Annotated in this window: 15 protein-coding genes; 6 read left to right on the top strand and 9 right to left on the bottom strand. The window is 71.9% G+C overall.

All coding sequences use genetic code 11. The features are described 5' to 3' along the window. Entirely contained in the window at positions 1–927 is a 927-nt protein-coding gene (locus ACYVLT_RS33390; RefSeq protein ID WP_461124108.1) for an aldo/keto reductase, read from the top strand. Between the two features lie 156 nt (positions 928–1,083). Next, a complete protein-coding gene (locus tag ACYVLT_RS33395) occupies positions 1,084–1,665 on the top strand; it encodes an L-2-amino-thiazoline-4-carboxylic acid hydrolase (RefSeq protein ID WP_461124109.1) in 582 nt (193 codons plus the stop codon). 176 nt (positions 1,666–1,841) lie between these two features. Here the strand turns inward: ACYVLT_RS33395 and ACYVLT_RS33400 are convergent, their stop codons facing one another. Further along, on the bottom strand, positions 1,842–2,516 hold the full coding sequence (locus ACYVLT_RS33400; RefSeq protein ID WP_461124110.1) for a FadR/GntR family transcriptional regulator: 675 nt from the start codon (positions 2,514–2,516) through the stop codon (positions 1,842–1,844). A gap of 193 nt (positions 2,517–2,709) precedes the next feature. On the opposite strand from ACYVLT_RS33400, the gene nagA reads away from it, so the two are divergent. After that, positions 2,710–3,909, top strand: coding sequence for an N-acetylglucosamine-6-phosphate deacetylase (nagA, locus tag ACYVLT_RS33405; RefSeq protein WP_461124111.1), 1,200 nt, complete (start codon positions 2,710–2,712; stop codon positions 3,907–3,909). A gap of 193 nt (positions 3,910–4,102) precedes the next feature. Here nagA and ACYVLT_RS33410 read toward each other — a convergent pair whose 3' ends face one another. Genes ACYVLT_RS33410 through ACYVLT_RS33430 form a run of 5 tightly spaced genes read right to left on the bottom strand, consistent with a single transcriptional unit; the run spans position 4,103 to position 9,731 of the window. After that, the gene (locus ACYVLT_RS33410; protein WP_461124112.1) at positions 4,103–5,146 is read right to left on the bottom strand and encodes an SIS domain-containing protein; all 1,044 of its coding nucleotides are present in this window, start codon (positions 5,144–5,146) and stop codon (positions 4,103–4,105) included. A gap of 19 nt (positions 5,147–5,165) precedes the next feature. Next, positions 5,166–6,608 (bottom strand): glycoside hydrolase family 3 protein, encoded by a 1,443-nt coding sequence (locus ACYVLT_RS33415; RefSeq protein ID WP_461124113.1) that lies wholly within the window; start codon positions 6,606–6,608, stop codon positions 5,166–5,168. 6 nt (positions 6,609–6,614) lie between these two features. Next, positions 6,615–7,454, bottom strand: a complete 840-nt coding sequence (locus tag ACYVLT_RS33420) for a carbohydrate ABC transporter permease (protein ID WP_461124114.1) — start codon at positions 7,452–7,454, stop codon at positions 6,615–6,617. Beyond that, positions 7,451–8,440, bottom strand: a complete 990-nt coding sequence (locus ACYVLT_RS33425) for a carbohydrate ABC transporter permease (protein WP_461124115.1) — start codon at positions 8,438–8,440, stop codon at positions 7,451–7,453. Before ACYVLT_RS33425 ends, ACYVLT_RS33420 begins: the two co-directional genes overlap by 4 nt. A gap of 7 nt (positions 8,441–8,447) precedes the next feature. Continuing rightward, on the bottom strand, positions 8,448–9,731 hold the full coding sequence (locus ACYVLT_RS33430; RefSeq protein WP_461124116.1) for a sugar ABC transporter substrate-binding protein: 1,284 nt from the start codon (positions 9,729–9,731) through the stop codon (positions 8,448–8,450). A 242-nt stretch (positions 9,732–9,973) separates the two neighbouring features. Here ACYVLT_RS33430 and ACYVLT_RS33435 point away from each other — a divergent pair, with 242 nt between their 5' ends. Beyond that, the gene (locus ACYVLT_RS33435) at positions 9,974–10,732 is read left to right on the top strand and encodes a GntR family transcriptional regulator (RefSeq protein WP_360453946.1); all 759 of its coding nucleotides are present in this window, start codon (positions 9,974–9,976) and stop codon (positions 10,730–10,732) included. Between the two features lie 828 nt (positions 10,733–11,560). Continuing rightward, positions 11,561–13,018, top strand: a complete 1,458-nt coding sequence (locus tag ACYVLT_RS33440) for an MFS transporter (RefSeq protein WP_461124117.1) — start codon at positions 11,561–11,563, stop codon at positions 13,016–13,018. 5 nt (positions 13,019–13,023) lie between these two features. On the opposite strand, the gene ACYVLT_RS33445 is transcribed toward ACYVLT_RS33440, so the two are convergent. Continuing rightward, positions 13,024–13,944 (bottom strand): threonine ammonia-lyase, encoded by a 921-nt coding sequence (locus ACYVLT_RS33445; protein WP_461124118.1) that lies wholly within the window; start codon positions 13,942–13,944, stop codon positions 13,024–13,026. Between the two features lie 530 nt (positions 13,945–14,474). Between ACYVLT_RS33445 and ACYVLT_RS33450 the strand changes: the two genes are divergently transcribed. Further along, positions 14,475–15,641 (top strand): S1 family peptidase, encoded by a 1,167-nt coding sequence (locus ACYVLT_RS33450; protein WP_461124119.1) that lies wholly within the window; start codon positions 14,475–14,477, stop codon positions 15,639–15,641. Positions 15,642–15,741: 100 nt separating this feature from the next. On the opposite strand, the gene ACYVLT_RS33455 is transcribed toward ACYVLT_RS33450, so the two are convergent. Both ACYVLT_RS33455 and thiE read right to left on the bottom strand, forming a co-directional pair. Beyond that, positions 15,742–16,497 (bottom strand): dioxygenase family protein, encoded by a 756-nt coding sequence (locus ACYVLT_RS33455; RefSeq protein ID WP_461124177.1) that lies wholly within the window; start codon positions 16,495–16,497, stop codon positions 15,742–15,744. Further along, complete coding sequence (thiE, locus tag ACYVLT_RS33460; protein ID WP_461124120.1) at positions 16,497–17,156, bottom strand: thiamine phosphate synthase; 660 nt, start codon at positions 17,154–17,156, stop codon at positions 16,497–16,499. Before thiE ends, ACYVLT_RS33455 begins: the two co-directional genes overlap by 1 nt. Between the last annotated feature and the right edge of the window lie 16 nt (positions 17,157–17,172).

Below are 17,172 nucleotides of genomic sequence, written 5' to 3' on the forward strand. Positions count from 1 at the left end.
GTGATCTCCCTGTCCCGGTTGGGGTTCGGCGGCGGTCCGATCGGCAACCTGTACGCCGAGGTGTCCGATGTGGACGCCGTCGGCGCGTTGGAGGCCGCCTGGGACGCCGGGGTCCGCTACTTCGACACCGCGCCGCACTACGGGCTCGGGTTGTCGGAGCGGCGGATCGGTGCCTTCCTGGCCGGTCGGCCGCGCGACGCGTTCGTCGTCTCCACGAAGGTCGGCCGGGTGCTGGAGCCGTACGCGGGTGGCGGGGACGACCGGGCGAACGGGTTCGCGGTGCCGGCCACCGCGCGGCGGCGGTGGGACTTCAGCGCGGACGGCGTGCGGCGGTCGTTGGAGTCCTCTTTGGACCGTCTCGGGCTCGACCGGGTGGACGTGGTGTACCTGCACGACCCGGACGCGCACGGCGAGCAGGCGGCCGCGGCGGCCTTGCCCGCATTGGCGCGGTTGCGGTCGGAGGGGGTCGTCGGGGCGATCGGGGTCGGGATGAACCAGTGGGAGATGCCCGCGCGGTTCGTCCGCGAGAACGACCTGGACGTGGTGCTGTTGGCCGGGCGGTACACCGTGCTGGAGCAGACCGGGACTCCGCTGCTGGACCTGTGCGCGTCACGCGGGGTGGCGGTGGTGGCGGCCGGGGTGTTCAACTCCGGGCTGCTGGCGCGGCCGGAGGTCGGGGCCACGTACGACTACCAGGCCGCGCCACCGTCGTTGGTGGAGCGCGCTCGTCGGCTCGCCGCGGTGTGCGCGCGGCACGGCGTGACGTTGCCGCAGGCGGCGATGAGGTTCCCGTTCCGGCACCCGGCGGTGGTGTCGGTGCTGCTGGGGGTGCGTTCGGCGGCGGAGGTGCGGGCGAACGCGGCGTCGTTCGAGGCGCCGGTGCCGGACGCGTTGTGGGAGGACCTGCGTGCGGAGGCCTTGCCGTGATCGTGTTTTCGGGCTTGGAGATCTTCTCCGGCACGGTGGCTCGGGTGTAGGTTTGGCGCGGTAAGAGCAAACCCTGGTCAGCGCCAGGTTGGTGGTTGGAGCGTGCTGGCCGTCCCGCGCGTGCGCGGGTACGGACACCGTGAGGAACAACCACACATGAACGAAGAGCTCATTTCCCTGTTCCGCGAGCACATCGCGGCTGTCGTGCCGCTGCCCGAGGTGGACGCGGCGGCGGCCCGGGTCGTCGCGGCGGTGGGCGGCTCCAGCCCGCACCTGCCCGTGACCGCCCTGATCGTCGGCGCGTACCAGTGCCTCCTGCCGCGCGTGCCGCAGCCGGAGGCCCTGCGCTTGGTGGCTCGCGCGTTCCACGAACCGATCCGGCCTTACGTGCACGAGGGCACGAAGGCCGCCTTGGACGCGGCCGACGACCCGTTCACCGTCATCACCGACATGTCCAAGGACCGCGAGCGGAACTACTTCGGCGACGACTTCGCCTTCAGCCGCACCGAGTCCGCCGCTCACTACCACGTCGACGTGCACCGCTGCTTCTACGTGCACGTCCTCGCGGTCGCCGGCGTCCCCGAGCTGGGCACGGTGTTCTGCGACTTCGACGCGGCCTGGATCGACGCCATCGACCCCGACCGCCACCGCGTGGCCTTCCACCGCCCGACGACGATCGCGCGGGGCGGCTCCACCTGCCCGTTCCACTTCCACCGGGTGACCCCCGAGTCACCCTGACCCGAATTCCGCGTGCTGCCCGGACGCTCTTCCCGCATCCGGGCAGCCCCCACCCCGCGCGTGTCCTACCTTGGGAACGCGCGTGTCCTACCTCCAGAACGCGAGAGTCCTACGTTCAGAACGCGAGAGTCCTACGTTCAGAACACCCGAGTTCAACGCTCAGAACACGGCGGGCGTCATGCCAGGTCGGACAGCCACTGCTCGACCCCGGCCACGTGCACCGTCGACCAGGAGCGGGCCAGTTCGGGTTGGTGGGCGGCCAGCGCGTCGACGATGGCACGGTGCTCGGCGACGGTCCGGTCGACCGCGCCGCCCTGCGTGATGCCGCGCCAGATGCGGACCCGGACGGTCGGACCGGCGAGCGTGTCCAGCAGTTGGGCCAGGTAGGCGTTGCCGGAGCCCTGCGCGACCGCGCGGTGGAACTCCAGATCGTGCTCCACCAGTTCCTCCACCGACCGGGCCGACTCGGCGGCGTCGCACAACGCGCGCAAGGCCGCGATCTCGTCCGGCCCCACCCGCTGCGCCGCCATCGCCGCGGCGGCCGGTTCGAGGATCCGGCGCACCTGCAACACCTCCAGCACGGAGTCCTCACCGCGGTGCAGGTCCAGCACGAACGACAGCGCGCCGAGCAGGTCGTCCGCACGCAGGCTCGACACGTAGGTGCCGTCGCCCTGCCGCACGTCCAGCACCCTGACCAGCGACAACGCCTTGACCGCCTCACGCAGAGAGTTCCGCGACAGGCCCAGCCGCTCGGCGAGGTCCGCCTCGCGCGGCAGCCGGTCGCCGGGCTTCAGCTCGCCCGAGACGATCATCTCCTTGACGCGCAGGATGGCGTCGTCGGTCACTGCCACGGCGGCCCTCGACTCGTCAGCTAGACCTCGGATGTCTGGCGCCAAGTATGGGCCAAGCCGAAGCGCCGCGGGGCCGACCTCGCCGTGTGGCGAAACATTCACCCAAGCTCACTCTATTCGGTTATCTTATAACCACACGTGACGGCGTCCGCCGCTTCCGGCCATAATGGTCTGGACCATTTGAGGAGGGACCTTGGACACGGTTGTCGCAGCTCCGCGAGCACTGCTCGGTCGGACCATCACCGGTCCCGTCAGCCTGAGGTTGCGGGCGGGCCGGATCGTGGAAGTCGTCGCGGGCTCGCCGCCCGACGGCGCCGAGGTCCTGACCGACGGCCTGCTCACCCCGGGCCTGGTGGACGTGCAGGTCAACGGGGCGGTCGGGGTCGACTTCGCCGAGGTGGACCCCGAAGGCATGGCCGCAGTGGCGAGAGCGCTCCCGCAGACGGGGGTGACCCGTTTCCTGCCGACCCTGATCACCGCGCCGGTGCCGGTCGCGGTGCGCCAGGCGCACGCCGTGCTGGCGGCGTCGGCGACCCTGCCGCCGCACGCGGGCGCCAAGCCGCTCGGCGTGCACCTGGAGGGGCCGTTCCTGTCGCCGAAACGCGCGGGCGTGCACGACCCGGCGCTGATGGTGCCGCCCGGACCGGCCGAGATCGACATGCTCCTGGACGACGAGGTGCTGCGCCGCGCGCTGCGCATGGTGACGCTCGCTCCCGAACAGCCGGGCGGTTTGGACGCCGTGCGCCGGCTGGCGGCGGCGGGCGTGCTGGTCGCCGTGGGCCACAGCGACGCCACGGGGGAGCAGACCAGGGCCGCCGCGGAGGCGGGCGCGCGGATGGTGACGCACCTGTTCAACGCCCAGCGCCCGCTCGGCCACCGCGAGCCGGGCGTGCCGGGGGTGGCGCTGGTGGACGACCGGTTCACGTTGGGGCTGATCGCGGACCTGGCGCACGTCGGCCCGGACGTCTGCCGGCTGGTCTTCAACGCCGCCGGTCACCGGGTCGCGCTGGTCACCGACGCGGTGGCGGCGGCGGGCATGCCGCCCGGCCGCTACCAGCTCGGCGGCGCGGACGTGCTGCTGACCGAGGACGGCGTGCCGCGTTCGCCGGAGGGGACCATCGCCGGCAGCGCGCTGACGCTGGACCGCGCGGTGCGCAACATCGTGTCGGTGGGCGTGGACCCGGCGGCCGCCCTGGCGTCGGCGACCATCGTTCCGGCGGAGGCGATCGGCGAGCCCACGCTGGGCCGCCTGGAGGCCGGCGCCGTGGCCGACCTGGTCTGGTGGGACGACGACCTCCGGCCGCGCAAGGTGTGGGTCGACGGCGAGGTCGTGTTCGACAGCACGGCGGCGTACGCGAACGCGCCGGTAGGCCTGGCCGCCGCGGGCCAGTAGCCGTGCACGACGAGAGGCCCGGGGGATGGTTCCCTCGGGCCTCTCGTGTGTTCTGAGCGTTGAATTCGGGTGTTCCGAACGTAGGACACGCGCGACGCGAACGTAGGACACGCGCGACGCGAACGTAGGACACGCGCGACGTGAAGGTACGACTCGCGCGTTCTGGACGTTGGACTCTCGGTGGAGCTGGGGGTTAGCGGGTGCGGGTGACCTTGTTCAGGCCGCGGGGGTTGTCCGGGTCGCCGCCGCGGGCCAGGGCCAGGCCGTGGGCCAGGCGTTGGATCGGGAGGATCTCCAGGATCGGGGCGACCTCCTCGGCCGTCTCGGCGACCGGGATCCGCAGGGCGGCGGAGACCTTGTCGGAGGCGGAGCCGACGGCCAGCACGTCCGCGCCACGCCCGTGCACGGCGTCCAGCACGTCGTGCAGCGCGTCACCGCCCTTGCCGGAGCTGGTCACCGCCAACACCGCCGTCTCGGCGTCCACCGCCGCCACCGGCCCGTGCAGCAGGTCGGCCCCGCTGTAGGCCCGCGCCGCCAGGTACGACGTCTCGGCCAGCTTCAACGCCGACTCCAACGCCGTGGGCAGCGAGTAACCGCGTCCCGTCGTCAGCACCCGGTCCACGAACCGGTACCGCTGCACGGCCTCGGCCACCGGGTCCGCCGACGAGTCCAGCGTCGACCGGGCCAGGTCGCCCAGGCCCGAGACGGCCGCGCCGTCACCACCCCGGATCGCGTCCACCAGCAGGTACAGCGCCAGCAACGTCGCCGAGTAGGTCTTCGTCGCCGCCACGGCCTGCTCCACGCCCGCGCCGACGTCCACCGACAGCTCCGCCGCCCCGTTCAGCGGCGACGAGGCGGTGTTCGTCACCGCGACCGTCAACGCCCCGCGCGCCCGCGCCGACTCGGTCACCTCCAGCAGGTCCGGCGACCCACCCGACTGCGACACCGCGACCAGCAGCACGTCCCGCAGGTCCGGCTGGGCCCCGTACAGCGTGGTCGTGGACGGCGACACCAGCCCGGCGGGCAGTTCCAGCAACACCTCGGTCAGGTACTTCGCGTACAGCGCCGCGTGGTCGCTGGACCCGCGCGCGGCCAGCAGCACGAACCGCGGCCGGCGCTCGGCGATCACCGAGGCGACCGACGCGATGGCGTCCCGCCGGGCGACGAGGTCCGCGAAGATCCCGGGCTGCTGGTCGATCTCGGCCGCCATGTGCCTGCCGGGCTGGTGGTCGGTCATCGGGAGTTCCCCTGTCGGTTCAGGTTCGGGTCTGGAGTGCGGCGGCGATGCGCTCGGCCGCGGCCCGCAGGCACACCCGGGCACCGCCGTGGGTGTCCACGCGGGCGCCGGCGCCCAGGTCAGGCCCCGGCACGCCGGTCTCGACGTGCACAAGGTCTAGACCAATAGTACCCAGCGACGACACCAACTCGCGAGCCCAGGCGTGGCGGTGTGCCTCACGCGTCACCACCACGACCGGACGCCCGGCGGCCAGCGCGGCGACCTCCCGCGCCCCGAGCTCCCGGGCGGACGTCGACGCCACCACGGTGGTACCCGGCACGAGCTCCGCCAAGTACGGCCCGAGCCCCCACGGCACGTCCCCGACCGCGATCGACGGCTCCACCGCGAGGTCCACGACCACCGGCGGCCCGGACAGCCGCAACGTGCCGCGCACCTCCAGCGCCCGCCGTGCCGCGACCAGCCCCAACGACGAGTCGTGCGCCTGCACCGAAGCCGCCGGAGCGCCCAGCGCGGCCGTCCGCCGTGCCGCCTCCTCCAACCGCTCCAGCGGCAACGCACCCGACTCCACGGCCGCCACGATGCGGTCGACCAGCCACCGCAGCCCGTCGTCGTCCAACGGCTCGCCGCCCAGGCACAACGCGTCCACCCCGGCCGCCAGCGACCGCACGGACCCCTCCGCGAGGTCGCCGCCCACCGCCTTCATGTCCAGCCCGTCGGTGATGACCGCCCCGGTGAACCCCAGCTCCTCCCGCAGCACGCGCACCGCCAGCGGGTTCAGCGTGGCGGGCGCGGAGCCCCACTCCGGCACCACCAGGTGCCCGGTCATGATCGACCGCACGCCCGCCCGCACGGCCGCGCGGAACGGCACGAACTCGACCGCCGCCAGCTCCGCCACCGATCGCGGCAGCACCGGCAACGCCGCGTGCGAGTCCACAGTGGACGCGCCGTGGCCGGGGAAGTGCTTGGCGCACGCGGCCACCCCGACCGCCTGCATCCCCTCCACGAACGCGGCCACGTGCGAGCCCGCCGCCACCGGGTCCGACCCGAACGACCGCACCCCGATCACCGGGTCGTCCAACGTCAGCACGAGGTCCGCCGACGGCGCGAGGTTCAGGCTCACCCCGCACGCCGCCAGCCGCGCCCCGATCGACGCCGCCACCGCCCGGGTCAGCCCCACGTCGTCCGCCGCGCCCAACGCGTGGTTGCCCGGCACCTCCGACCCGCGACCGGCGTCGAGCCGGGTGACGTCGCCGCCCTCCTCGTCGATGCCGATCACCACGTCCGCCCGCGCACCGCGCAGCTGCGCGTTCAGGGCGGTGACCTGGGCATCGTCGACGACGTTGCGGCCGAACAGCACGACACCGCCGAGCCCGTCGGCCACCCGCTTCAGCAACCAGTCCGGGGCGGTGGTCCCGTGGAACCCCGGCAGCAGCACACCCGACGCGAGCCGGTGCAACGACATGCGGTCCTACCCCTTCACCGCACCGGCGGTGACACCGGTGACCATCTTGCGCTGCACGATCAGGAAGAACACCAGCACCGGCAGGGTGAACAGCGCCGAAGCGGCCATCGCGCCACCCCAGTCGGTGCCGAACGCGGTCTGGAACCCCGACAGCCACACCGGCAGGGTCTCCTTGGCCTGGTCCTTGACCAGCGACAACGCGAACAGGAACTCGTTCCACGCGGTCACGAACGCGAACACCGACGTGGCCACCAGACCCGGACCGAGCAGCGGCAGCGTGACCCGCCGGAACGCGCTCCAACGGCCGCAGCCGTCCACCATCGCCGCCTCTTCGAGCTCGATCGGGATCCCGTTGACGAACCCGCGCAGCGTCCACGCGCAGAACGGCAGCGTCACCGCGAAGTAGATCAGCGCCAACGCGGGCAGCCGGTCCAGCAGGTCCAGGTCGCGCATCATCAGGAACATCGGGATCAGCAACGCCTCGAACGGCGCCATCTGCGCCACCAGCAGCATCATCGCGAAGCCCTTGCGCCCCCGGAACCGCATCCGGGACAGCGCCAGCGCCGCCAGCAGACCCACCACGACCGCCGCGACCACCGCGCTCAGCGACACCAGCAGGCTGTTGCCCAGCGCGCCGAGGAACCCCGGCTTGGCCCACGCGGTGGCGAAGTTCGAGCCCGTCACGGAGAACGGGATCAGGTCGTAGTCGTTGGACAGCAGGTCCTTGCGCGGCTTCAACGCCGTCGAGACCATCCAGTAGGTCGGGAACGCGAAGAACAGCGCGACGACCAGCGCGACGACGTTCCCCGTGATCTTCTTGGCCGAGGACACCCTTTTCACGGTCACAGCTCGCCCTCCTGGGAACGGACCAGCCTGCGCAGGTACTGGAACGTCAGCAGCCCCAGCAGCGCGACCATCACCACGGACACCGCCGCGGCCACGCCGAAGTGGCTCTTGGAGATGCCCTCCAGGTACTGGTACACGGCCAACGTGGTGCTGCCGCCGTCCGGGCCGCCCTTGCGCATGGCCCAGATCTGGGCGAACACCTTGAAGTCCCACAGCAGCGACAGGAACGTCACCATCAGCAGCAACGCCCGCAGCTCCGGCCACGTCACCGCGCGGAACGTCTGCCACGCCGTCGCGCCGTCGATGCCCGCCGCCTCGTACTGGTCCTTCGGGATCCCGATGGCGCCCGCATACAGCGAGAACGCCAGGAACGGCACCGCCTGCCACGTGATCAGCAGCCCGATCACGGCCAGCGTCGACGTGCCGGTGGAGAACCACGAGAACCCGGCGAACGAGTCGAACCCGATCTTGACCAGGGTCTTGTTCAGGATGCCGTACTGCTGGTCGAAGATCCACTGGTAGACGGTGGTGGCGGCGAGCAGCGGCATCGCCCACGCCAGCAGCATCGCCACCTGGAGCACGATCCGCACGACCGGGCTGATCTGGCGCATCAGCAGCGCGATCAGCAGGCCCGCGAGGACCGACACGACGACCACGAGCGCGGTGAACACCACGGTGCGCACCGCGATGCCCCAGAACGCCGGGTCGCCCAGGATCTCGGTGTAGTTGTCCAGACCGGTCCACACGACCTCGCCGCGGGTCAGCTCGCGCAGGTTCAGCTTGCGGAAGCTGGTCACCAGGACGGAGAGGACGGGCCAACCGATCAGCCAGAGGATGGCCACCACGGCGGGGGCCAGCAGCAGGTAGGGCAGCGCCCGGTCCAAGGCGCCGCCCCGACGGCGCGGCGCGCCGTCCGGTGCGGCACGCCGCGGTGCCGACGAGGAGTTCGTCGGCACCGCGGCGTCGGTCGTGTGCACGGCCGTCATCCGATCGTCATCCGCCCAGGGTCTTCGACAAGGCGGTGTTCGCGTCGGACGTGGCCTGGTCCAGCGGCTTCGCGCCGGTCAGGTACGCCGTCAGCATGTCCTTCAGCGGGTTCTGACCCGCCTCGACCGCGGCCCACGCCGGCGTGGTCGGGGTGACCTTGCCGTTCGGGGCGGACTCGGCCAGCGCCTTGCCGATCGGGGTGGTGGCGAGCTTGGCGGTGTCGGTCGAGGTGCCCGGCACCGCGCCACCCTCGGCCAGCATGTCCTGGTACTTCTTCGAGCTCAGCAGCTTCAGGTACTCCTTGGCCAGGTCGGCGTTCTTGCTGCCGGCCGGGACGGCCAGGTTGGAGCCGCCCAGGAACACCGGGGCCGTCTTGCCCGAGGTCTTCGACGGGATCGGGAACGCGCTGGTCTTCGCCTTCAGGTCCGGGTTGGCCTTGACCGCGCCCGCCAGCTCCCACGGCAGACCGATCATCATGCCGACCTTGCCGGTGCCGAACACCTCCATCTGCTGCGGGGTGGCCTCGTCGGCGTCCTTGGGCGCCTTCGTGCCGGAGGTGTCGACCAGCTTCTTGTAGAACTCCAGGCCGGCCTTGGCCTGCGGGGTGTCCAGCGCGCCCGCCCAGGCGGAGCCCTGCGACTTGGCCACGTCGCCGCCCTCGTCCCAGATGAACGACAGCAGCACGTACCACGACTGGCCCGGCAGGTAGAGGGGCTGGAAGTCGGGGTCGGCGGCGTTGGCGGCCTTCAGCTTCTCGATCGCGGTGACCCACTCGTCACGCGACTTCGGCGCGGCGGTGATGCCCGCCGCCTCGAACAGGTCGGTCCGGTAGATGACCGTGCGGTTGGCGGCGTAGAACGGCAGGCCGTACTGCTTGCCGTCCCAGGTCAGCGAGTCCTCCAGACCGCCGAGCCACTGGTCGCCGTTGAGGCCGGAGACGTCGGCGCTGAGGTCGAGCAGCGTCTCCTCGGCGGCGAACTTCGCCGTCTGGGTGTTGCCCAGCTCGATGACGTCCGGCGGGTTGTTGCTGGTCAGAGCGGTGGTCAGCTTCTCCTGGATGCCGTTCCACTTCTGGATCTCGTACTTGACGGTGACGCCGGGGTGCGCGTCCTGGAACTCCTTGTTCAGCGCGTCGGTCAGGGTGGTCGGCGCCGAGCCGTCCATCAACCACACCGTCAGCGTCTTCGGTTCTCCGGAGTTGCCGCTGCCGCCGTCGGAGCTCGTGCCACATCCGGCCACGGCCACCGCGAGTGCGGCGGCACCTACGGCCAGTCCTCTCCAGCCCTTCACGTTGTGCGCCCTTTCCCCATGCCCCGATCCCAACGACCGGAACGCCAAAGTGGTGTAGACCAATGCGGCCTAGAGTGTGCCTCGCCACAGGGCATGTCAAGGCCGTTGCTGGACCGTTGCAAAGTCATCCGACCAATTTCTCGACCGTTGTCGGGGGTTCGGGCGCGCGATCGGACGAGGACAAGGCATCCTGTGTCTGGGAGCGCTGGCAATGTCGGCTGGCAAGGGGCGAGGAGGAAGGCATGCTCGAGACGAGCCCTGCGACTGGCGTGGACGCCAGGACTCGCGCGCAGCGCGAGCCGAAGTACTGGGGACTCAAGCGGCACCTGCTCGACCTGCTGCGCGCGCTGCCGCCCGGATCGCCGATCCCGACGGAGCGATCGCTGGCGGCGGAGTTCGACGTGTCGCGCACCACGGTGAGGCAAGCGCTTGCCGAACTGACCGTGGAGGGTCGGTTGCTGCGCGTGCAGGGCAAGGGCACGTTCGCCGCGGAACCCAAGGTGGCGCAACGGCTCCAGCTGTCCTCGTACACAGAGGACATGAAGGCCCAGGGGCGGCAGCCGTCGTCACGGCTGATCGAGGCGTCGGAGATGCCGGCCGAGGCCGAGCTGGCCAGGCTGCTGGGCGTGCGCGCGGGCGCCAAGGTGCTCCGACTGCACCGGCTGCGCCTGGCCGACGGCGAGCCGATGGCGATCGAGACCACGCACCTGGCACTGGGCCGGTTCCGCGGCCTGCGCCGCTACCTCGCGCCCGGCGCGTCGCTGTACCAGGTGCTGCGCGAGCGGTTCGGCGTCGAGATGGGACACGCCGAGGAGACCATCGAGACGGCGCTCGCCTCGCCCGAGGAGGCCGAGCTGCTGGGCGCGGACATCGGCCTGCCGATGCTGCTGCTGTCGAGGCACTCGTTCGACACGGAGGGCAACCCGGTGGAGTGGGTGCGCTCGGTGTACCGGGGCGACCGGTACAAGTTCGTGGCCACCCTCAACCGCCCCACCGACTGACACCCGGCTCTTGTCCACCGCTGCCCTTCCCTAAAGGGAGGGCTTCGTGTCATCCCGCCGACCTGGCTTTGCCCTACCGCGCGTGTCAAGGGGGCGGGGTGCCGGCTTGCCCGGTGTGGGTCCCTTGCCGCCCCCTTGACGCGGGTGGTAGCCCGGAGGGAGGTCGGTGGGATGGCACGAAGTCCGGACCCACGACGCAACGGGGGTGGACCGCGGGACCCGGTCATCCTGCTGATCTGCCCGTCCGGCGAGGACTCTTTTGCTTTGGTCTCTTGATCTTTCAGCTTGTGAACTTTGATCAAGAGCTTAAAAAGCATGTCCTCGCCGGACGGGCAGATCAGCAGGATGACGGGGTCGGGCGGTCCTGTGTCCGGTCTCGTCGTGGGTCCGGACTCCGCGTCATCCCACCGACCTCCCTCCGGGCTACCACACGCGTCAAGGGGGCGGCACCGGACACACACCGGGCAAGCACTGGACAGTGCCCCCTTGACACGCGCGGTAGGGCAAAGCCAGGTCGGCGGGATGACACGAAGCCCTCCCTTTGAGGAAGGGCGGCGGTGAACCTCGGCGCGTAGAACCTCGGCGCGTAGAGGCCGGCCCGGTCGTGTGTGGGGCGGCGGTTGCGTGCGGCGTGCGGCGTGCGCGTGCGGCGTGCGGCTGGCGGTTGTGTGTGCGAGCGGCGAGCGGGCACGCGGCGGGCGAGGGTGGGGAGACTTTGTAGGCGTCCCCCGGCCAGGGGGACCCCTGTTCTTGATACTGCCGGCAAGCACCGACGTTTTGCGCACGCCGGCGCAAGCCTGTGGACAACTCCGGGCGCAGAATGGCCCGGTGACGGAGACAGTGGTGTGGGGCACCGGGCGTGCGAGGGCCGTGTTGGCGACGACCATCCTCGGCTCGGGCATGGCGATGTTGGACAGCACCATCATCAACGTCGCACTGCCCAGCATCGGCGCGGAGTTGGAGGCGTCCGTCGCGGGGTTGCAGTGGATCCTCGACGGTTACCTGTTGGCGCTGGCGTCGCTGATCCTGGTGGCGGGCTCGTTGGGGGATCGCTACGGCCGCCGCCGGGTGTTCACCTTCGGGGTGCTCTGGTTCGGTGGCGCCTCGTTGCTGTGCGGGTTGGCGCCGACGACCGAGCTGCTCGTCCTCGCCCGCGTGCTGCAAGGCGTCGGCGGCGCGCTGCTCACGCCCGGGTCGCTGGCCATCCTGCAATCGGTGTTCGTCCGCGCCGACCGGGGCCGGGCGATCGGCGCCTGGTCCGGCCTGTCCGGTGTCGCCACGGCGATCGGCCCGCTGCTCGGCGGCCTGCTGGTGCAGGCCTGGTCGTGGCGGCTGGCCTTCCTGGTCAACCTGCCGGTCGCGGCGGTCTGCGTGTGGCTGGCCCGCCGCCACGTGCCGGAGTCCCGCGACGACGCCCTCACCGGCCACCCCAACATCGGCGAGTCGGTCCTCGGCGCACTGGGGTTGGCGGGCATCACCGCCGCACTGGTCGAGGCGCCGGTCCGGGGCGCCGACGCGCTGGTGGTGACGGCGGCGGTGGTCGGCGTCGGCTGCCTGGTGGCGTTCGTCGTGATGCAACGCCGCGGCCGCGACCCGCTCGTGCCGCCCCAGCTGTTCGCGAACCGGACGTTCGTGCTGGCCAACGCCCTGACGTTCCTGGTCTACGCGGCCCTGGGCGGGGTGATGGTGCTCATGGTGCTGCAACTGCAGGTGTCGTTGCACTACTCGCCGACGGCCGCGGGGCTGGCCAGCGTGCCGATCACGATCCTGATGCTGGTGCTGTCCGCGCGGTCCGGGAACATCGCCCAGCGGATCGGGCCGCGGGCCCAACTCGTCGGAGGTCCGATCCTGATCGGGGTCGGCATGCTGATGCTGCGGTGGGTCGAGCCGGGCGCGGGCTACTGGACCGGCGTGCTGCCCGGCCTGCTGGTGTTCGGCGTGGGCCTGGCGGCGGTGGTGGCGCCGGTGACGGCGACCGTGCTGGCCGCCGCGCCGGACCGGTACGCGGGGGTCGCCTCGGGCGTGAACAACGCGGTGGCCCGCACCGGCAGCCTGGTCGCGGTGGCCGTGCTGCCCGCCGTGGCGGGCCTGACCGGCGCCCAGTACGCCGACCCGACCGCGCTCACCGAGGGCTGGCAGACGGCCCTGCTGGTGTGCGCGGTCGCGTCGATCATCGGCGGGTTGCTGGCCGTCGGCACGGACAACCGCGTGCTCGAGGCGACCCCGGACGTCCCCGAGTGCCGCAGCTGCGGCGTCGACGGCCCTCCCGCGCGCGTGCGCGACTGAGCGCGTCAGAGGTACCGGGCGAGCACCTCGGGGTCGAGGTTCCCGCCGGACAGCACGGCGACCGTGCGTTCCGCGGGGCGCGCGAGGTGGGCGGCGACGGTGACGGCGCCGCTGGGCTCGACCACGAGCCGCGCCCGGCGGGCCAGCAGGCCGACCGCCGCGCCGATCTGCTCCTCCGTCACCGTCACGATGTCGTCCACGTAGGCGCGCATGTGCTCGAACGTCAGCTCGGACGGCTCGGCGCGCAGCCCGTCGGCGATCGTCCGGGCCCGGTCGGCGGCGGGCCACCGGATGAGCGTGCCGGCCCGCAACGACTCGGCCGCGTCACCCGCGAGCTCCGGCTCGACCCCGATCACCCTGGTGGACGGGCTGAGCGCCTTCACCGCGGCGGCCACCCCGGAGATCAACCCGCCGCCGCTGACCGGCACCAGCACCGCGGCCACGTCCGGCAGGTCGGCCACCACCTCCAGCCCGATGGTGCCCTGACCGGCGATGACGTCGGGGTGGTCGAACGGCGGGATCAGGGTGGCGCCCCGCTCGGCGACGAGTTCGGCGGCCCGCGACTCGCGCCGACCCATCGGCACCTGGACCACCTCGGCGCCGTGCGAGCGGGTCGCCTCGACCTTCACCCGCGGGGTGTCCTCCGGCACGACGATGACCGCCGGCACGCCGAACAGCTTCGCCGCGTACGCGACGGCCTGCGCGTGGTTGCCGCTGGAGTAGGCGACGACGCCGCGCGCCCGCACGTCCTCGGGCAGCCGCGCCAGGGCGTTGTACGCGCCGCGGATCTTGAACGCGCCGACCGGTTGCAGGCTCTCCGGCTTGAGCCACAGCGCGTCGTCGAACCGCAGCAGCGGTGTGCGGACCGCCGCGCCCTTGATGCGGTCGGCGGCGGCCTGGATGTCGGAGGTGGTGACGAGTCCCATGGCGTCGATCCTCACCCCTGCGGCGGCGTGGTGCCTACACGGGCCGTTACCGGAACTCCTCCTGTGTCACCTGGCCGGTCCAACAGCATTCACACGTCCGTGGCTTGCTCTGCCGAATCACTTACATCTGGCAAATCCGCCCGAATCGGTGATCGACTCACTACCTTGAGTGAGAGTTAACTGTCAAACGCTACACAGCGCAGTCGTATCGGCGTGTCCTGTGACACACTTCGCCCTCAGATGGCCCGAACCGTAATAGGTAACAGGGTCATAACGTCGCTCGAACGGGCGAGTACTGGTCGGTAGCGACCGGGAGGAGGGCCATGCGAGACGCGAGAGCGCTGTCGCTGCCGTGCGCCTCACCCCGTGCGACCGCGACCTGGAACGCCCGGGCGACGACACGGGCGAGAAGTAAAGGGGTGGGGCGACCCCTGCCGCCGCCCCACCACCCGTCCCCCTAGAGCCCCCGAGAGCGGTCCCTGCAACCAGGCTCTCGGGTTCCCTGCACCCGAAGATGAGGGAGACGCCTAATGAACCGCACGAGTGCGGTCCGCCTTGCCTCGGCCGTCCTGCTGGCCGCCGGCACGGCTACAGCTCTCAGCGTACCGGCCATCGCGGACACGGCAGCGCCCCATGGCGCAAGCCAGGCCGATACGGAGAGCTACCCCGCCGAGTTGCTCCAAGCGGCGCAACGCGACCTGGGCCTGAACGCCGAACAGGTCACCGCCCGTTTGGCGAGTGACACCCGGGCGGGTGAGGTCGAGTCCGCGGCGCGGTCCGCGGTCGGCACCGCCTACGCGGGGTCGTGGATCAACGCCGCGACCGGCAAGCTGGTCGTCGCGGTGACCGACTCGGCGAGGGCGGGCGCGGCGCGTGCCGCGGGTGCCGACGCCAAGTACGTCGCCTTCTCGCACCGGCAGCTGACCGGCGCGAAGTCGGCGATCGACGGCCTGTCGGCGCCGTCGTCGATCACCGGTTGGCGGGTCGACGAGCAGACGAACTCGGTCGTCGTCGAGGTCAACCGCTTCCAGCGGGACGCGGCGGCGGAGTCGTTCCTGGCCGCGGCCAGGTCGGTCAGCCCGGCGGTCCGGGTGGTCGAGGTCGACCAGAGCCCGACGACCCTGTACGACACCCGCGGCGGCGACGCCTTCTACATGGGCGGCGGGCGTTGCTCGGTCGGCTTCTCGGTCACCGCGGGTGGCTACGTGACGGCGGGCCACTGCGGCCGCGCCGGCACCGCCACCCAGGGCTACAACCGCGTCACCTCGGGCTCGTTCGCGGGCTCGTCGTTCCCCGGCAACGACTACGCCTGGGTGCGCACCAACTCCAGCTGGACCTCGCGTCCGTGGGTCAACCGCTACAACGGCACCAACGTGGTGGTGAAGGGCTCCTCGGAGGCCGCCATCGGCGCGGCGATCTGCCGTTCCGGCTCCACCACCGGCTGGCGCTGCGGCACGGTCCAGGCCAAGAACCAGACGGTCAACTACGCGCAGGGCGCGGTCTACGGCATGACGCGGACCAACGCGTGCGCCGAGCCCGGTGACTCCGGCGGCTCGTGGGTGGCGGGCTCCGGCTACGGCCAGGCCCAGGGCGTGACCTCCGGCGGTTCGGGCAACTGCTCCTCCGGCGGTACGACCTTCTTCCAGCCGGTCAACGAGATCCTCAGCGTCTACGGCCTGCGGCTCGCGATCGGCTGACCGGGACCTACGGCGCGGTCTGCCCCTCGGACCGCGCACCGCTCGCAGAACGCCCCCCGGGCTCCGGCTCGGGGGGCGTTCGGCGTGTGCGGGGCAGTGGTCAGGCGAACTGCACGGACCGCTTGGACAGCCCGTACCAGAAGCCGTCCACGGTGGTCGTCGCCTCCTGCGCGGCGCTCGCGCCCAGCGACACGAACAGCGGCGCGAAGTGCTCGGTGCGCGGGTGCGCGACCCCGGCGGCGGGCGCCTTGAGCTGGAAGTCCAGCAACGCGTCCACGTCGCCGTCGGCCAGCGCCCGGCCCGCCCAGTCGTCGAACTCCGCCGACCACGACGGTGGCCGGTAGTCGGGCCCGGCGGACATGTCCACGCAGCTCAGGTTGTGCGTCATGAACCCGCTGCCGACGATCAGCACGCCCTGCTCGCGCAGCGGGGCGAGCCGGCGGCCCACGTCGAACAGCTCGCGCGGGTCGAGGCTGGGCATGGACATCTGCAGCACCGGCACGTCCGCCTCGGGGAACATCTCCTTCAGCGGCACGTACGCGCCGTGGTCCAGCCCGCGCCCCTCGTCGCGCGCCACCGGCCGGTCCACCAGCCCGGAGACCTCGCGGGCCAGGTCCGGCGCGCCGGGCGCGTCGTAGGTGACCTCGTAGTACCGCCGGGGGAAGCCCCAGAAGTCGTACGTGAGCGGCACGGTGGTGGTCGCGCCCAGCGTGAGCGGGTCGTTCTCCCAGTGCGCGGAGACGACCAGGATCGACTCCGGGCGCGGCAGGGTCGCCGACCACGACCTCAGCTCGCCGGTCCAGCGTTCGTCGTCGGCCAGCGGGGGCGCCCCGTGGCCCAGGTACAGCACAGGCATCACCCCGACGACTGTACGCCCTTTAGTTGAAGTTTCAACCAGGCTGCGGCGGCGCGGGGGTCGTCGGCCTCGGTGATGGCGCGCACGACCACGACCCGGTCCGCGCCCGCGGCCAGCACCTCGGGCAGCCGGTCGGCGTCGATCCCGCCGATGGCGAACCACGGCCGGTCGGTCGTGCCCGCCGTGGCCCGCACCAGGTCCAGGCCCGGCGCGGGACGGCCCGGCTTGGTCGGCGTCGGCCAGCACGGCCCGGTGCAGAAGTAGTCGACACCCGGCTCCACCGCCGCCGCGCGCGCCTGGTCGACGTCGTGCGTCGACCGGCCGATCACCACGTCGTCGCCGAGGATCCGCCGGGCGTGCGGCACGGGCAGGTCGTCCTGGCCCAGGTGCAGCACGTCGGCGTCCACGGCGAGCGCCACGTCCGCCCGGTCGTTGACCGAGAGCAGCGCGCCGTGCCGCGCGCACGCCTCGGCGAGCACCTCCAGCGCGGCGATCTCCTGCTTGGCTTCGAGGCCCTTGTCCCGCAACTGCACCACGTCCACGCCACCGGCGAGCGCGGCGTCCGCGAACTCCGCGAGGTCCGGGCGCGCCGGTGTGCAGAGGTAGAGCCGTGCGTCGGCGAGCCGCCGCCTGATCCGCGTTCCGTCGAGTCCTGGCACGGGCCGCACGGTAACC

The organism is Saccharothrix stipae (assembly GCF_054781895.1).